The 15,501-nt window shown below is 47.6% G+C and carries 13 protein-coding genes; 12 read left to right on the top strand and 1 reads right to left on the bottom strand.

Annotation, left to right across the window (positions count from 1 at the left end; all coding sequences use genetic code 11):
• The first annotated feature begins 18 nt into the window (after positions 1 to 18).
• The 9 genes from groL (at position 19) to QUB56_RS21945 (ending at position 8,853) form a co-directional block, all read left to right on the top strand.
• Positions 19 to 1,662, top strand: a complete 1,644-nt coding sequence (gene groL / locus QUB56_RS21985; protein ID WP_332958098.1) for a chaperonin GroEL — start codon at positions 19 to 21, stop codon at positions 1,660 to 1,662.
• A gap of 122 nt (positions 1,663 to 1,784) precedes the next feature.
• Positions 1,785 to 2,786 (top strand): ATP-binding protein, encoded by a 1,002-nt coding sequence (locus tag QUB56_RS21980; RefSeq protein ID WP_332958097.1) that lies wholly within the window; start codon positions 1,785 to 1,787, stop codon positions 2,784 to 2,786.
• Positions 2,787 to 2,814: 28 nt separating this feature from the next.
• Complete coding sequence (locus QUB56_RS21975) at positions 2,815 to 5,397, top strand: S8 family peptidase (protein WP_332958096.1); 2,583 nt, start codon at positions 2,815 to 2,817, stop codon at positions 5,395 to 5,397.
• Positions 5,398 to 5,565: 168 nt separating this feature from the next.
• Positions 5,566 to 6,228: a glutathione S-transferase family protein gene (locus QUB56_RS21970; RefSeq protein WP_332958095.1), complete on the top strand. Its 663-nt coding sequence runs from the start codon at positions 5,566 to 5,568 to the stop codon at positions 6,226 to 6,228.
• The gene (locus QUB56_RS21965; RefSeq protein WP_332958094.1) at positions 6,225 to 6,551 is read left to right on the top strand and encodes a hypothetical protein; all 327 of its coding nucleotides are present in this window, start codon (positions 6,225 to 6,227) and stop codon (positions 6,549 to 6,551) included. The genes QUB56_RS21970 and QUB56_RS21965 overlap by 4 nt, the downstream gene beginning before the upstream one ends.
• Positions 6,552 to 6,738: 187 nt before the next feature.
• Complete coding sequence (locus tag QUB56_RS21960; RefSeq protein WP_332958092.1) at positions 6,739 to 7,401, top strand: glutathione S-transferase family protein; 663 nt, start codon at positions 6,739 to 6,741, stop codon at positions 7,399 to 7,401.
• Positions 7,398 to 7,826 (top strand): hypothetical protein, encoded by a 429-nt coding sequence (locus tag QUB56_RS21955; RefSeq protein WP_332958090.1) that lies wholly within the window; start codon positions 7,398 to 7,400, stop codon positions 7,824 to 7,826. Before QUB56_RS21960 ends, QUB56_RS21955 begins: the two co-directional genes overlap by 4 nt.
• Before the next feature lie 142 nt (positions 7,827 to 7,968).
• The gene (locus QUB56_RS21950) at positions 7,969 to 8,253 is read left to right on the top strand and encodes a hypothetical protein (RefSeq protein WP_332958089.1); all 285 of its coding nucleotides are present in this window, start codon (positions 7,969 to 7,971) and stop codon (positions 8,251 to 8,253) included.
• Positions 8,254 to 8,559: 306 nt separating this feature from the next.
• Positions 8,560 to 8,853, top strand: a complete 294-nt coding sequence (locus tag QUB56_RS21945; RefSeq protein WP_332958088.1) for a hypothetical protein — start codon at positions 8,560 to 8,562, stop codon at positions 8,851 to 8,853.
• A 1,006-nt stretch (positions 8,854 to 9,859) separates the two neighbouring features.
• Here the strand turns inward: QUB56_RS21945 and QUB56_RS21940 are convergent.
• Positions 9,860 to 10,045, bottom strand: coding sequence for a hypothetical protein (locus QUB56_RS21940; protein ID WP_332958087.1), 186 nt, complete (start codon positions 10,043 to 10,045; stop codon positions 9,860 to 9,862).
• A 493-nt stretch (positions 10,046 to 10,538) separates the two neighbouring features.
• Between QUB56_RS21940 and QUB56_RS21935 the strand changes: the two genes are divergently transcribed.
• The 3 genes from QUB56_RS21935 to QUB56_RS21925 form a co-directional block, all read left to right on the top strand.
• Positions 10,539 to 11,420: a lysophospholipid acyltransferase family protein gene (locus tag QUB56_RS21935; protein ID WP_332958086.1), complete on the top strand. Its 882-nt coding sequence runs from the start codon at positions 10,539 to 10,541 to the stop codon at positions 11,418 to 11,420.
• A gap of 339 nt (positions 11,421 to 11,759) precedes the next feature.
• A complete protein-coding gene (locus tag QUB56_RS21930) occupies positions 11,760 to 11,942 on the top strand; it encodes a hypothetical protein (protein ID WP_332958084.1) in 183 nt (60 codons plus the stop codon).
• 100 nt (positions 11,943 to 12,042) lie between these two features.
• Positions 12,043 to 15,501 (top strand): DUF4347 domain-containing protein (locus QUB56_RS21925; RefSeq protein WP_332958082.1); only part of this gene is annotated, 3,459 nt, incomplete at its 3' end.

Raw genomic sequence — 15,501 nt, 5'->3', positions numbered from 1 at the left:
CTCACATCCCCAAAAACTATGGCTAAGCGTATCATCTACAACGAAAATGCACGTCGCGCCCTCGAACGCGGTATGGACATTTTGGCAGAAGCAGTGGCAGTAACCCTCGGTCCCAAAGGCCGCAACGTGGTTCTCGAAAAGAAATTCGGAGCTCCTCAAATCGTCAATGACGGTGTTACCATCGCCAAAGAAATCGAACTAGAAGACCACATTGAAAATACAGGCGTTGCCCTGATCCGTCAAGCTGCTTCCAAAACTAACGACGCAGCAGGCGACGGTACCACAACTGCTACGGTTTTGGCTCACGCAATGGTCAAAGAAGGCCTGCGCAACGTAGCTGCTGGTGCAAATGCGATCGCCCTCAAGCGCGGTGTTGACAAAGCAACGACGTTTTTGGTAGAAAAAATTGCCGAACACGCCAAACAAGTAGAAGATTCCAAAGCCATCGCTCAAGTCGGCTCCATCTCTGCTGGTAACGACGATGAAGTCGGCCAAATGATTGCCAACGCAATGGACAAGGTGGGCAAGGAAGGCGTGATTTCCCTGGAAGAAGGGAAGTCTATGACCACCGAATTGGAAATCACCGAAGGGATGCGCTTCGACAAAGGCTACATTTCTCCCTACTTCGTCACCGACACTGAGCGGATGGAAGCGATTCTAGAAGAACCCTTCATCTTGCTGACAGACAAGAAAATCGCTTTGGTACAAGATTTAGTACCTGTGCTCGAACAAGTAGCTCGTTCCGGCCGCCCGCTGTTGATCATTGCAGAAGACATTGAGAAGGAAGCTCTAGCTACTCTCGTTGTTAACAAACTGCGCGGTGTGTTGAATGTGACTGCTGTTAAAGCACCAGGTTTTGGCGATCGGCGCAAAGCCATGTTAGAAGATATCGCCGTATTGACCGGCGGTCAACTAATCACCGAAGATGCCGGTTTGAAACTGGAAAATACCAAGCTCGACATGATCGGCAAAGCCCGCCGCATCACCATCACCAAAGACAGCACCACAATTGTTGCCGAAGGTAACGAAGCCGCGGTCAAGTCCCGCTGCGAACAAATTCGCCGTCAAATGGACGAAACCGAGTCTTCCTACGACAAAGAAAAGCTGCAAGAACGTTTGGCCAAATTGGCTGGCGGTGTCGCAGTGATCAAAGTCGGCGCGGCTACCGAAACAGAAATGAAGGATCGCAAACTGCGTCTTGAAGATGCGATCAACGCTACCAAAGCTGCTGTTGAAGAAGGAATTGTTCCTGGTGGCGGTACAACTTTGGCTCACCTGACTCCTCAATTAGAAGAGTGGGCTAACAGCAGCCTGAAGGGCGAAGAATTGACCGGTGCTTTGATTGTGGCACGGGCTCTGGCTGCTCCTCTGAAGCGGATTGCTGAAAATGCTGGTTTGAATGGCGCTGTGATTGCTGAGCGCGTCAAAGAAAAGCCGTTCAACGTCGGTTTCAACGCAGCGACAAATGAGTTTGTCGATATGTTTGAAGCTGGTATCGTTGACCCTGCGAAGGTGACTCGTTCTGCTCTGCAAAATGCCGCATCTATTGCTGGTATGGTGCTGACAACCGAGTGCATCGTCGTTGACAAGCCTGAACCGAAGGATGGCGCTGCTGCTGCTGGCGCTGGCGGCGGCATGGGCGGCGGCGACTTCGATTACTAATTAATCGTCGTCTTTAAAGTAGGTGGGGGCGCAAGGGCTCTCACCTACTTTATTTTAATTAAGTAGTTGATTAATAAATCAAGTATCATAGTGGTGTACTCTCTAGTATAGTGAGAGGCGCTATGAAAGCAGAAGTTCTTAAAAGATTATTTAGGGCGATCGCCAGTGCCGACACAGAGGCGATCGACAAACTCACACACCTAGTCATTGAGGAAGAACGCCAGAAGGGACACACGCTACTAGCCGACCAATTAGAGAATATTACCAAAAAGAGCCAGAAAGAGAAATCGACCTCTAACAGCAAAGCAGTTTCGCCAGTACCAAATAGCCGACAAGCTTTAAGCGAACTGCCGACAAGTAAGCGATTAAACCTTCCTTTAGTGACTGTTATAGGAAGGGAAAAACTGCGGCATCACATGGTGCTTCCTGAAGTTATTGAAAAACGTTTCCAGCGAATTGAGCGCGAGTATGCAGCAAGAGATAGGCTTGCTCATCACGGACTCCGCTACAGACAAAAAATTCTTCTGTACGGTTTCCCGGGCTGTGGAAAGACACTCGGAGCAGAGCGTTTAGCTTGGAATACAGGTTTACCACTTCTCAAAGTTCGATTTGATGCAATGGTATCATCTTTTTTAGGCGAAACGGCGAGTAATTTGAGGCTGGTTTTTGAAGAAGCATCAAAAAATCCATGTTTGTTGTTTCTTGATGAATGCGATTCAATTGCTAAATCAAGAGAAGACCATCAGGAAGTAGGAGAAATTAAGCGAGTGGTAAATACATTTCTTCAGATTTTGGATGAATATGAACCCACCTCTGGTCTGATTGTAGCAGCTACAAACCTCACTAAATCTCTTGATACTGCACTGTGGAGACGATTTGATGATTTGATAGAAGTACCAAAGCCAGGAGAAAAAGAGTTAGAATTTATCCTAAAAGAAACACTATCTGCTATGGAAGTAGGCTCTATTAACTGGCCTGTGCTCATAGCTCAGATGAGAGATTTTTCTGCGGCTCAAGCTGTGAGGGTTGCACAAGATGCTGCTAAACGGGCAATTCTTGAGCGAGAGGAACTCGTAATTCACGAACACTTGGAAGAAGCGATTAAAGAAATCAAGGTTGCATAAATTTATTTTTTTATTTTAGGAAAAGTAAATGGTTGAAAGTTCTGATAGATTTCCGCATATTCAGCTTAAGCTGGCAAAAGAAGGAATTGCTGCACCACAAGGAGGAGGCAGCAAGAAAGCTCCTCAAACACTCGCAAATTCTGGTGACAGATGGGGACATGGTAGTAGGCTAAATAGCTCAGTATCATCCATAACTGCTAATTGGAAAGATACTGAAGAAAAACGAGAAGAAGAAGAGCAACCCGAACTTCCTAAATCTCGACGCATTATTTTAAAAATAGATCCAAATTCTTTCGATCCAGAGAGTCTTAAATCCTATGGGATTGAGCTAATTGCAGAGATCGAAGATGGATATATTATTGGTGCATCCGCAGATTTAGAACTTAGTGAACTGCGAAATAAAATAGGAAAATTTATTAGAGAAGAATATGGTGGTGGAAAAGTTGCCGAAATCTGGGAACTGATTGACGGAATTAAAAAGCCAGAATACATTCTTTCGCCAGAATTAATGGCTCATTGGGATTTAGTTAAAGATGACCAGATATACACAGTTGATGTAGGTATTGCTTGTTTAGGGATTACACCTAAGTTGCCTAATTCTCCAAAGAGAGAAAGTAATGAAAGTGATGAGCATTTTGAAAAAAGAGTTAATATTTGGATTGACAAACGTGACTTTACCTATGAAAAGTGGGATGATATAAAGTCCGAAAGAGAAAATGAGTTCACAGAATTTATTCAAAATTATAAAGGAGAAATATTAAATATAGTTGATGGAAGTATTCCTCAATCAGCTAAATTACCAGATAGTTTTTCCTGTAGAATTCAAATTTCAGGTAAAGGATTAAAAGATTTAGTTTTCAACTTTCCTTATATTTTTGATGTCAGTGAACCTGATGAGTTCGCTGAATTTGTTGAGCGAGAAGCTTTATCTGATGTTGATACTCCTACTTTCAAACTACAAGCACCGAAATTAAATGCTCCCAAGGTATGTGTTATAGATAGTGGGATTCAAGAAAGGCATCCTCTCTTAAAAGCAGCAATTGATTACGATAATTCAACATCTTGGGTACCGGGAGAAACCGACCAAATTGCTGACCGTGTTAGGAATGGTGGCCACGGAACCAGGGTAGCTGGTGCAGTCATTTACCCGATAACCATACCTCGTACTGGAAAAGAAAAAGCTATTTGCTGGATTCAAAATGCGAGAGTCCTTGATGTTAATTGTCAACTACCTAAACAGCTATTTCCACCGAAATTGCTAGGTGATATTGTGGACTTTTATCACGGTAAAACAAAAACTAGAATTTTTAATCATTCTATTACTGGGTCGGTTCCGTGCCACACCCAATATATGAGTCCTTGGGCAGCGGCGATTGATAATTTGACCTGGAAAAATGATATATTGTTTATTGTGGCAGCAGGTAATTTACCTTTCAGTGGAAAAATAGGATATACAAGATTATCTGTCAAAGATCATCTGGCAGCAAATCGGCTATGTCCAGATTATCTTTTAGAAAATTCTTGTAGAATTGCTAACCCTGCACAAAGTTTTCAAGCCTTAACCGTTGGATCAATTTCTCCAGCTTCTTATCATGCACTATCCTATTCTTCAATATCACAAAAGGATAAACCCTCAGCTTTTTCATGCTCGGGGTTAGGAATTTGGGATACAATTAAACCCGAAGTAGTTGAATATGGTGGGGACTTAATAAAAGATGAATCAATACCACCTAACATTATTTCACGTAAAGAAGTTTGTCCTGAATTAGTACGATCGACTTTGAATGGTGGGCCAGCAGTTGCTGCTGACACGGTGGGAACGTCATATGCTACGCCAAAAGTCAGCCATATAGCAGCGTGTCTTGCTGCTGAGTTGCCAGATGAGAGTTGCCTTTTGCATCGTGCGCTGATAGTACAATCAGCCAGATGGCCAGAGTGGGCAGAAGAAAAACTTGATACTGTTCGTCAAATTGGTTATGGCATTCCAAATATAGATCGCGCTTTAGGTAATTCTCCCAATCGCATCACTTTGATTACAAGAGAAAACCGTTATATCAAAGCCAGACAGGCTCATGTTTACCAAGTCAAATTGCCAGAAGGATGGCGTAGTCAGGGAAAAGAATATGAGATTTTGGTAGAAGTTACTCTATCTTACAAAGCACAACCACGTCGAACTCGTAGAAATCGCAGAAAATATCTTTCAACTTGGCTGGATTGGGATTGTAGCAAAAAGGAAGAAGATCCAGAAAAATTTCTGGCGAGGATTTTAAAAGAGTATGATACTCCAGAGAATGCAGATAAGGGACAGGAAGTTTTTCAGTGGACTATTGGCAAAAAAGCGAAAAACTATGGAAAAATTCATGGTGTTTCTAGAAGCGCGGGAACTGTTCAAAAGGATTGGACTGTTGTCAAATCATTTCAACTCAGAGAAGCATTCTGCATTGCAGTAGTTGGACATGAAGGTTGGAATAACGATCCAGATGCAGAAGCGCCATATTCTCTAGTTATTAGCTTTGAAGCAATAGCATCGGATATTCCCATTTACGCTCCATTTGTTGAGGCTCAAGTCGAAATAAAATTAGAGCAACAGGTGGAAATTAACTCAATATGATATAGCTAGAGTAGCTAAATGCGATCGCACATATTTTTGTTATATTTAACCAGTATTTGCCCTGACAAATCCGGATAGGTAAAATTGACTACAGTCTAAATATTTTCAGCAGCGCGAGACAACTCAACCCTCAACACCTCAGTCTCTCAACAACCAACGCAAGCAGCCATGAAACTTTACCACACTCCCATTTCCCCCAACTCCCGCCGCGTCTGGATCGCCCTCCTAGAAAAAAACCTCGACTTTGAAGTAGTAGAAATCCACTTGGACGGCGATCACTTGCAGCCTGAGTTTGTCGCAATCAATCCTTTTCACCGCATCCCGGTTTTGGTCGATGATGACTTCACAGTCGTCGAGTCTCTAGCAATTCTTGACTATCTAGAAACCAAGTATCCCGAACCGGCAATGCTGCCAAAAGAACCGAAAGATTTGGCAGTTGTGAGGATGGTAGAATTGGTCACGGTTAACGAACTTATACCGCAAATTTACCCCCTAAGCAGTGAAAAAATGGGACGGGGAACTCCCCCAGCGCAGGAAATCGCAAAGGCTAAGGAAAAAGTCGATACTGTGCTGAAATTCTTTGAAGGCTTGCTGGACGATCGCCCTTTTTTCGCTAGCAACAGTGTCACCTTTGCCGAGTGCGTTGCCGGCACCGTCGTGCCCTTGCTATCTTGGGGTGGTGTGTCCCTAGACAGCTATCCTAAAATTCAAGCTTGGTGCGATCGACTAATGTCGCGTCCCTCATGGCAGCAAACTCAATTCACCGAGACAGAGTTGGCGGCTTTCGCATCAAGAAGACAAAAATTTCTCGCACAATCTGCAGCCTCATGAACCAATCAACTGTCAAGCGATCGCTCTCTTTCCTAGCTGTTTTCGCCTGCATCCAAATTCCCATCGCAGCAAAGGGGCAGCCCGCCGCCCGATCGAACTACGAAGCAATTAACCCTAAACAGTTCCTTGCCGAGCGCAAAATTACCCTCTCCAACCCGAAAGATATCGCAGCCAAACTTTTTAGCAGCGATAGAGAAACTGAAGGCAGAAAAAGCGACCAAATTCTGCCTGGTAACGCATATCGGGAGGCTCTGCCTCCACAGTCTCCGGCGAGGCAGAGCCTCTGGACATCGGTTCCCAGGCTCTTCCTGGTAACTAGGTAACCAGTTATTGAAACTGATGCGAGGATTACTATACCAATCCTAAATGATTCAGATAAATTTGTAGGGGTAGTGCCCCCGTGCCTACCCCCTATCTATCGGGCAACCACGGGGGGATTGCCCCTACAATAATTATGCAAATGATTTAGGATTGCTATATATTACCTTTCAATAATTACCCCCACCATTTATGAAACTTTATCACACCCCAATTTCCCCCAACTCCCGCCGCGTCTGGATCGCCCTCTTAGAAAAAAACCTCGACTTTGAAGTAGTAGAAATCTACTTGGACGGCGATCACTTGCAGCCTGAGTTTGTCGCAATCAATCCTTTTCACCGCATCCCTGTTTTGGTAGATGATGACTTCACTGTCGTCGAGTCTCTAGCAATTCTTGACTATCTAGAAACCAAGTATCCCGAACCGGCAATGCTGCCAAAAGAACCGAAAGATTTGGCAGTTGTGAGGATGGTAGAATTGGTCACGGTTAACGAACTTCTGCCGGGACTTAACCCGCTAAGCAGTGAAAAAATGGGCTGGGGAACTCCCCCAGCGCAGGAAATCGCAAAGGCTAAGGAAAAAGTCAATACTGTGCTGACATTCTTTGAAGGCTTGCTGGACGATCGCCCTTTTTTCGCTAGCAACACTGTCACCTTTGCCGAGTGCGTTGCCGGCACCGTCGTGCCCTTGCTAGCTTGGGTTGATGTGCCCCTAGACGGCTATCCTAAAACTCAAGCTTGGTGCGATCGACTAATGTCCCGTCCCTCATGGCAGCAAACTCAATTCACCGAGGCAGATTTGGCGGCTTTCGTATCTCGGAGACAAAAATTTCTCGAACAATCTCAAGCCTCATGAACCAATCCACTGTCAAGCGATCGCTCTTTTTCCTAGCTGTTTTCGCCTGCATCCAAATTCCCATCGCAGCAATGGGGCAGCCCGCCGCCCGATCGAACTACGAAGCAATTAACCCTAAACAGTTCCTTGCCGAGCGCAAAATTACCCTCTCCAACCCCAAAGATATCGCAGCAAAACTTTTTAGCAGCGACAGAGAATCTGAAGGCCGAAAAAGCGACCAAATTTCAGTTGAATATCCCACGCGAGAAACAGCCGTAATACTCCAAACCGTCGTCGGTTTAGCTGACGATTCTGTTGCCGGAATCCGGCACCGCATCGAACTCAGACTCAGGCAAAATAAGTGGGAAATTGTCTGGATGGGCCGACAATCCAAGTGTCAACCAAATCGCGGACACCAAGATTGGGCAAGCGGCCTCTGTAGGTAGAGCCGAGTGATTACCCTAGACGCCGAACAGCCCATTTAGTAGAAATGGCCCAAGAAAAACTGTTGCTAAATCGTTCCACTTTAACCGCTTGAATTAAAAATTAAACATTGAAACATTAACAATCAATTGGAGTGGAGGAGGGGTGAAGTTATCAGAATTGATGTTGTCAGCTTCTCTAGGTCTCTACACTTTGCTGATGTTGATTTATCCCGGTTCGTTCCGCAGAGAATACGGGGAATTAATGATTCAGTTGTTTTGCTATCCGATCGGAGATGGAATGCGACAGCGAGGTTGTTTAGGGGCGATTCCCTACGGGATAGCTGCGCTTCACGAAGTTTGGTGGCGAGTAGTGGCCCAAATGCCCGCTACAGCATGGCAGCAGGACTTGCTGGCGTGGGGAAAGAGAAGCAGAAAGGCAAGAAAATAAATGCGAAGTTGCGTTGATAGTCGATCGCTCTTTTTTGACTAAAAGAGCGATCGAACTTACAAGTTTACTTGCACATGATCAAATTTCCAGCCGAGATAAATCCGGCCACAGGGGCTGAAATCTCAACCCAATTGCGGTCTTCTCCATTCTGATCTTTCACTAACTGGAAATTCGGCACAAGCGTTACTTGACCGTTAGCCGGTACACCACCTTTAACCGCAGCAGTCTTTGAAGGCTGAGTGCGGACAGCTAGACCCCTCGGCGCTACGCGAGGTTCTACTTGGCGGCACAGACTTACGGGGCCCGTTGCAGGTGCAGGTGCTGGTGCTGGTGCTGGTGCTGGTGCTGGTGCCGGTGCTGGTGCTGGTGCCGGTGCTGGTGCTGGTGCTGGTGCTGGTGCCGGTGCTGGTGCCGGTGCTGGCGCCGGTGCTGGTGCTGGTGCTGGGCTTGGAGTCCGTGCCGGTGCTGGTGCTGGTGCTGGACTTGGAGTCCGTGCCGGTGCTGGTGTCGCAGCAGGTGCTGGACTTGGACTCGCTGCTGGTGCTGGTGTCGCTGCTGGTGCCGGTGCTGGTGCTGGTGCCGGTGCTGGTGCCGGACTAGGGGAAGTTTGACTAATTGTGCTTGCTGTCGTGCACGAACCTAAATTAGCCTCGTTGTTGGGGTATCCGGCAGCTACATACCCTTTTACCGGAGCGGTAATTTGAATCCAGACGCGGCCGTCGGAGGCTTTAACAGAAGTAGCGCCTTGGGGCAGCGTTACCTGAGTGTTAGTTGCTACACCGCCAACTCTTGGGGATTTGGGGTCTGGCTTCTGGCGAACGGTCAAACCTTCTTTGGGAGTGACTTTGCGACAAATGTTGCCAGCTTGGGCTATTTGAAAGGTGGCGCTATTTTCAAATGAACTATTTTCAGCATCCTGACTCGCAGTGGATGTTGATGGGGCGGCAACACCGATCGCATTCCCTTGCACACTGACGGCAAGGAGCGCGATCGCGCCCAGCAATGCAGCGGGTTTGTTCCAGTAACTCAAGTTTTTCATCCGTTCAACTCCTCATCTCATCAAAACCATTATCTTTATTGCAGGTCAATATAGCAAAAAAATCGATTTGTCTTCTAGGAAAAAGCTCTACTTAACATTTTTTATGGCTCTAAGTCAAGTTTTATCTTGATAATTTAATTTTTGCTGAGAGTTAAGCCAAGACCAATTAAGCTGCTACGCCTATAAATTGCTGGTTATGGCACAGGGGGGAGGCGGAGAAGACGAGATGGGGAGAGGGGGAGTGTCCGAGTGTCCGAGTCAACAGTTAACTGTTAACTGTTTAAATGCCTGACAGTTTACTAGGAATGCAAGTCTTTTGTTGTCCCTCAATATCTTGTCAGGTGCTGGTTAAACCATTTAGCTGCCAGTTGTTGCAGTTGAGTAATATTTTGCTGCTTTTGAGGTCAACTCAAGGCAGCTTCGAGAGCCAGAGGCTGCTCTCCATCCTCCAAGATTCTCAGTCACAGGCGATGGGTGCTATCGACCCCACCGTCGTAGTGGGGTGCCGCAAGCCGCATACACTCGTTCTTGCTGGCTCACATAACTCAACTGTCGATCGCACCTTACTTAAAATTGCGGCAAACAGCGCAAATTGCTAGCATTGACGCGATGCCTGGCCTCAATTTGATAAAATCTTCCCAAACCGAAACCCATCGGCTTTAAGCGCGGTGGTGTTTTTGTGGCAGGGGCCACCGCGCGGTCAATGACAGTTGCTGTAGCTGTTTCCCAAGGGTTTTGTTCCTGTGGAGACATTTCCATTAAGGATTCTAGTCCTCGCAATGCCGGCTTGTAGTTCCTTGACTTCAGGTGCTTTTGGTTTTGGCTTTTAAGTAAGAAACTTGGATGGTTTCTTTGTATTTACTTGCTGACGCTTTACTTTGCGTGCTGCGGTTCGGGAGGCTGTCGGTTTAAAGATACAAGCGGCCGGTTTAGCCAACAAAATAGACAACCAGCACAAAACCTGCGAACCGGCACCAGCCCGCTCAAATCAGAAACCTAATATTTGCGCAAATTCTGATTTGATTATATTGATATAGCAACGGCGCTAGACGGTTACGACGTTTTTAATTGCAGAAACTAATGCGGTAGATTTCTTCTGAATCGGAGCATATTAATGATAGTAAAACTCATTTTTTTGGAGTAAGAGTGTCCCGCTGACACGCACAAGGAGAGTAAAAGCTAAACTGAGATGGTTCCTTATTTCTTCTCTCCGAGATAGCTAAAGCTTTCTGACTTCTGCTATATAATGACCAAAGCGTTAAATATTTTTGCAGTGACAATAACTACTAACAAAAAAGACCGAAAATCCTCTAAATATCCCTTTGACGGTCTATCTTTAGACGATCGCAACCCCGACTTCATTCAGCTTTTGTTGCCAATCTGGGAATGGCTGTACCGCTACTATTTTCGCGTACAAAGCGACGGCTGGCACCACGTGCCCGCGAGCGGAAAAATGCTCGTTGTCGGTTCTCACAACGGGGGAATCGCCGCTCCAGATATGTTTATGTTCCTCTACGAATGGTTCCGCAGGTACGGAACGGAACGCTTGGCCTACGGATTGATGCACCCGACGGTTTGGCAAGTTTCTCCTGATGTTGCTAGCATGGCGGTTCAGTGTGGTGCCCTCAAGGCGCATCCGAAAATGGCGATCGCAGCTTTGCGCAAAAATGCCCCAGTTCTCGTCTATCCGGGCGGCGCCCAAGATGTTTTTCGCCCCCACCACTTGCGGGATAAAATCTACTTTGCCGGACGCAAGGGATTTATCAAATTAGCATTGCGAGAAGAAGTGCCAATTGTACCAATCATATCCCACGGTGCCCACGATACTTTGATAGTTTTGGCCGATTTGTACGAACAAGCAAAGCAATTGCACGAATGGGGGATGCCGTGGTTGTTGGGCATCGATCCGGTAGTATTTCCGGTGTATTTGGGATTGCCTTGGGGATTGAGTATTGGGCCTTTGCCTAACCTGCCTTTACCCGTGCAAATTCGGACTCGCGTGTGCGAACCGATTGTATTTGAGAGGTACGGTTCCGAGGCGGCGCGCGATCGCGGTTATGTTGATGCTTGTTTCGATCGAGTTACCGCCCAAATGCAAGGGGAATTAGATTGTTTGGTTGGCAATTGAGAATTGCAGGACGATCAAATTATCATAGGTTCGATCGCGCTTCCAAAGTCGATCGACCTTCTATTTAAACCAGCCTTCGTTAAACTATATTTTCCTACCACATTTCGCTACAAACAGTAATGACCGAGATCGTCATTTTTGATGCTCCGACTTGGACGACTTTAACGCTCCGACTTGGACGATTGACAGGGGTAGGGTAGGGCTGTTACAATCTGGCATCAGAAGGCATCTAACTAATATCTACGAGATAGTCTGTCAGAGCAAGTATCCAAAACCAAACAATTATCTTATTCTCTTCAGGTTCAGATTACTTGTAAACCCTAAAGATATTTTAAGCCGATGCCCCAGAAAGTCCACTTTATATCGGGACTTGCGCGATCGGGCTCTACCTTACTATCCGCCATCCTGCGGCCAAACCCCCGCTTTCACAGCGTGATGACTAGCCCTGTGGGGGGTGAGAGTCGATCGAATATTGGCAGCGATGAGTCAATATCGCGAGTTTTGCGTGTTTATTTCCCATGAACAAAAACGGCAGGTGATTTTCAGCATTTTTAATTAAAATCACCACCCCCAAGCCGATTAGGATTGACAATCCCAAACAAAAATTATCACAAAATTAACCATGACTAAGCAAATCATTTTCGTAGACTCCGCCGTACCAGACTATCAAACCCTAATTAACAGCGCCGAGGGGGTTCAAATTTTTATTTTAAATGAAAATTTGAGCGGGATCGAACAAATTACTAATACCTTGGCTCTTCAAAGCGATATAGAAGCAATTCATATCCTCTCCCACGGTAGCCCCGGCAACTTATACTTCGGCTCAGAAAGCTTAAGCAATCAGAAATTAGCCCAATTGAGCAACAAAATTAAACAGTGGGGGAAAGCGTTAACAAAAAATGCCGACATCCTCCTCTACGGCTGCAATGTAGCAGCAAAAGAAACCGGATTGCAATTCATCCAAAAGCTGCATCAACTAACAGGTGCAAACATCGCCGCCTCTAATAACAAAACCGGGAATAGGGCCGCCGGTGGAGACTGGGAATTAGAAGTAAAAATCGGGAACATAGCAACCCAATCCCTGAACGTTCCCAACTACAGCTACACCCTAGCACCAACAGGGGCGGCAGATAACAAAGCCTTACTCGTCAGTGCCACACCAACTTCCACCCAGATCGATGTTTTAGCCAACGACACCGGCACCGGCAGACTGAACGTCCAAAGCATTGCCACCGCCCCCACCAAGGGCACAGCTATTATTAACGACTGGATTTATGTAGGCGGCTATTTCACCAACATCGGTGGCATTGCACGCGACAGAATCGCTCGATTGAATAGCGATGGAACAGTAGATCCTACATTCAATCCGAATGCGAATAGTGCTGTCTTGGCGATCGCCATAGACAGCAGCGGCAACCCCATAGTGGGCGGCGGTTTCACCAACATCGGCGGCAGTACCCGCAACTATATCGCCAAATTAAACCCCACAACTGGTGCCGCCGATCCCACCTTCAACCCCAATGCGGATAGTGATGTCTTAGCGATCGCCCGTGACAGCAGTGGCAACCCCATAGTGGGCGGCAGTTTCACCAACATCGGTGGCAGTAGCCGCAACTATATCGCCAAATTAAACCCCACAACGGGTGTTGCCGATCCCACCTTCAACGCGAATGCGAATGGTGCGGTGTTAGCGATCGCCCGTGACAGCAGCGGCAACCCCATAGTGGGCGGCAGTTTCACCAACATCGGCGGCAGTAGCCGCAACAGAATCGCCAAATTAAACCCCACAACGGGTGCCGCCGATCCTACCTTCAACCCGAATGCCGATGGTGCAGTCTATACGATCGCCACAGACAGCAGCGGCAAGCCCATAGTGGGCGGCAATATCAACAACATCGGTGGCAGTAGCCGCAACTATATCGCCAAATTAGACCCCACAACAGGTGCCGCCGATGCTACCTTCAACCCGAATGCGAATAATACAGTCTTAGCGATCGCCAGTGACAGCAGCGGCAACCCCATAGTGGGCGGCAGTTTCACCACCATCGGCGGCAGTAGCCGCAACAGAATCGCCAAATTAAACCCCACAACAGGTGTCGCCGATGCTACCTTCAACCCGAATGCGAATAATGTAGTCTTAGCGATCGGCAGTGACAGCAGCGGCAACCTCATAGTGGGCGGCGTTTTCACCAACATCGGTGGCAGTAGCCGCAACTATATCGCCAAATTAAACCCCACAACGGGTGTTGCCGATGCTACCTTCAACCCGAATGCGAGTGATGTGGTCCAGAATTCGATCGCGATCGACAAAGGGCGCAGCATCCTCTACACCCCCAACGCCAACTTCAACGGCGTTGACACCTTCACCTACACCGCCAATGACAGCACCGGGCCCGGCAGCGCCACTACCGTCAGCATCCTTGTCAACAACTCCCCCGTTTTAGACACCAGCGGCACACCCGCCCTCAATGCCCAAAACCAAGGCGACAGCGCCAGTACAGGCACACTTGTCAGCACCATCATCACCAACCTCGGCGGCACAAAAATCACCGATCCCAACACCGCCGCCTCCCAAGGCATCGCCATCACCGGTTTAGACACCGCCAACGGCAGTTGGCAATACACCATCAACGGCGGCACCACCTGGACAAACACCCCAGCCGTTTCTGCCACCAACGCCTTACTATTAGCAAGTGATGCCAACACCAAAATCCGATTTGTTCCCAACGCCACCTATAACGGAACCGTTGCTAACGCCATCACCTTTGCCGCTTGGGATCGAATAGTTGGCACCAACGGCAGCACAGCCAACGTAACCGCAGACTTAGCTACCAACAACACATCCAGCGTTTTCAGCAGTGCTACCGAAACCGCCAACATCACAGTCAACCCCGCACCCACCATCACCAGCGTCACCCCTGTCGCCAACGGCACCTACGGAGTGGGACAAAACCTCGACTTCACCGTTACCTTCAACCAAGCAGTCACCATCACCCAAGGCACAGGTAGTGCCATCCTCCCCATCACCCTCGACACCGGGGGCACAGTCAACGCCACCCTCGTCGGTACAGGTGCCAGCAACACCACCCAAACCTTCCGCTACACAGTGGCATCCGGCAACCTAGACACTAACGGCATCGCAGTCGGCACAGCCCTAACCCTCAGCGGCGGTGCAACCATTCAAAATGCTGGCGCTGCCAACGCCATCTTGACACTCAACAGCGTCGGTGCAACCACTGGTGTATTGGTCGATGGCGTTCTACCCACAGTCACTAGCATCACCTCAACTACAACCAACGGCAGCTATACTGTCGGTCAGATTATCCCCATCACCGTACAATTCAGCGAACCCGTCAGCGTCACAGGCATCCCACAGCTAACCCTAGCCACAGGAGGCGCAGGAACACCCATCAACTATGCCAGCGGTAGCGGTAGTAACACCCTCACTTTTAATTACACCGTAGCCGCCGGTCAGACAAGTGCAGACTTAGATTATCTCTCAACTGCTGCCCTCGCCCTAAACGGTGGCACAATTCAAGATGCTGCTACCAACAATGCCACACTAACTCTACCAACTCCCGCTACGGCCAATTCATTAGGTGCGAATAAAGCCATAGTAATTGATACTACGGCACCCACAGTCACGATCGACCAAGCAACAGCACAAACCGATCCAACTACAACTTCACCTATCAACTTTACCGTCACATTTAGCGAACCAGTCACAGGTTTTGACGCTAGCGATATCGACTTAACTGCGAGTACAGCAAGTGGAACATTAACGCCAACCATCACAGGTAGCGGCCCCGTTTACACAGTTGCAGTCAACGGTATCACAGGTAGCGGAAACGTCATTACCAGCATTAAAGCTAACGGCGTTACTGATACAGCAGGCAATCCGAATTTTGTTAGTACCAGTACGGATAATAGTGTCAAATACAACGCACCTGCACCAGTACCCACGCCAACTCCGGAACCAGTACCAACCCCAACTCCGGAACCAATACCAACCCCAACTCCGGAACCAATACCAACCCCAACTCCGGAACCAATACCAACCCCAACTCCGGAACCAATACCA

Origin of the sequence: Microcoleus sp. AR_TQ3_B6 (assembly GCF_036702785.1) — a bacterium.
Lineage (GTDB): Bacteria > Cyanobacteriota > Cyanobacteriia > Cyanobacteriales > Microcoleaceae > Microcoleus.
The sequence above is the reverse complement of the archived record's forward strand: the minus strand, read 5'-3'. Positions and strand labels throughout refer to the sequence as shown.

What these genes read in the sequence shown, in the direction of transcription:
- groL (WP_332958098.1), top strand. Translation starts at nt 19, where the DNA reads ATGGCTAAGCGTATCATCTACAACGAAAATGCACGTCGCGCCCTCGAA.
- QUB56_RS21980 (WP_332958097.1), top strand. Translation starts at nt 1,785, where the DNA reads ATGAAAGCAGAAGTTCTTAAAAGATTATTTAGGGCGATCGCCAGTGCC.
- QUB56_RS21975 (WP_332958096.1), top strand. Translation starts at nt 2,815, where the DNA reads ATGGTTGAAAGTTCTGATAGATTTCCGCATATTCAGCTTAAGCTGGCA.
- QUB56_RS21970 (WP_332958095.1), top strand. Translation starts at nt 5,566, where the DNA reads ATGAAACTTTACCACACTCCCATTTCCCCCAACTCCCGCCGCGTCTGG.
- QUB56_RS21965 (WP_332958094.1), top strand. Translation starts at nt 6,225, where the DNA reads ATGAACCAATCAACTGTCAAGCGATCGCTCTCTTTCCTAGCTGTTTTC.
- QUB56_RS21960 (WP_332958092.1), top strand. Translation starts at nt 6,739, where the DNA reads ATGAAACTTTATCACACCCCAATTTCCCCCAACTCCCGCCGCGTCTGG.
- QUB56_RS21955 (WP_332958090.1), top strand. Translation starts at nt 7,398, where the DNA reads ATGAACCAATCCACTGTCAAGCGATCGCTCTTTTTCCTAGCTGTTTTC.
- QUB56_RS21940 (WP_332958087.1), bottom strand. Translation starts at nt 10,045, where the DNA reads ATGTCTCCACAGGAACAAAACCCTTGGGAAACAGCTACAGCAACTGTC.
- QUB56_RS21935 (WP_332958086.1), top strand. Translation starts at nt 10,539, where the DNA reads ATGACCAAAGCGTTAAATATTTTTGCAGTGACAATAACTACTAACAAA.
- QUB56_RS21930 (WP_332958084.1), top strand. Translation starts at nt 11,760, where the DNA reads ATGCCCCAGAAAGTCCACTTTATATCGGGACTTGCGCGATCGGGCTCT.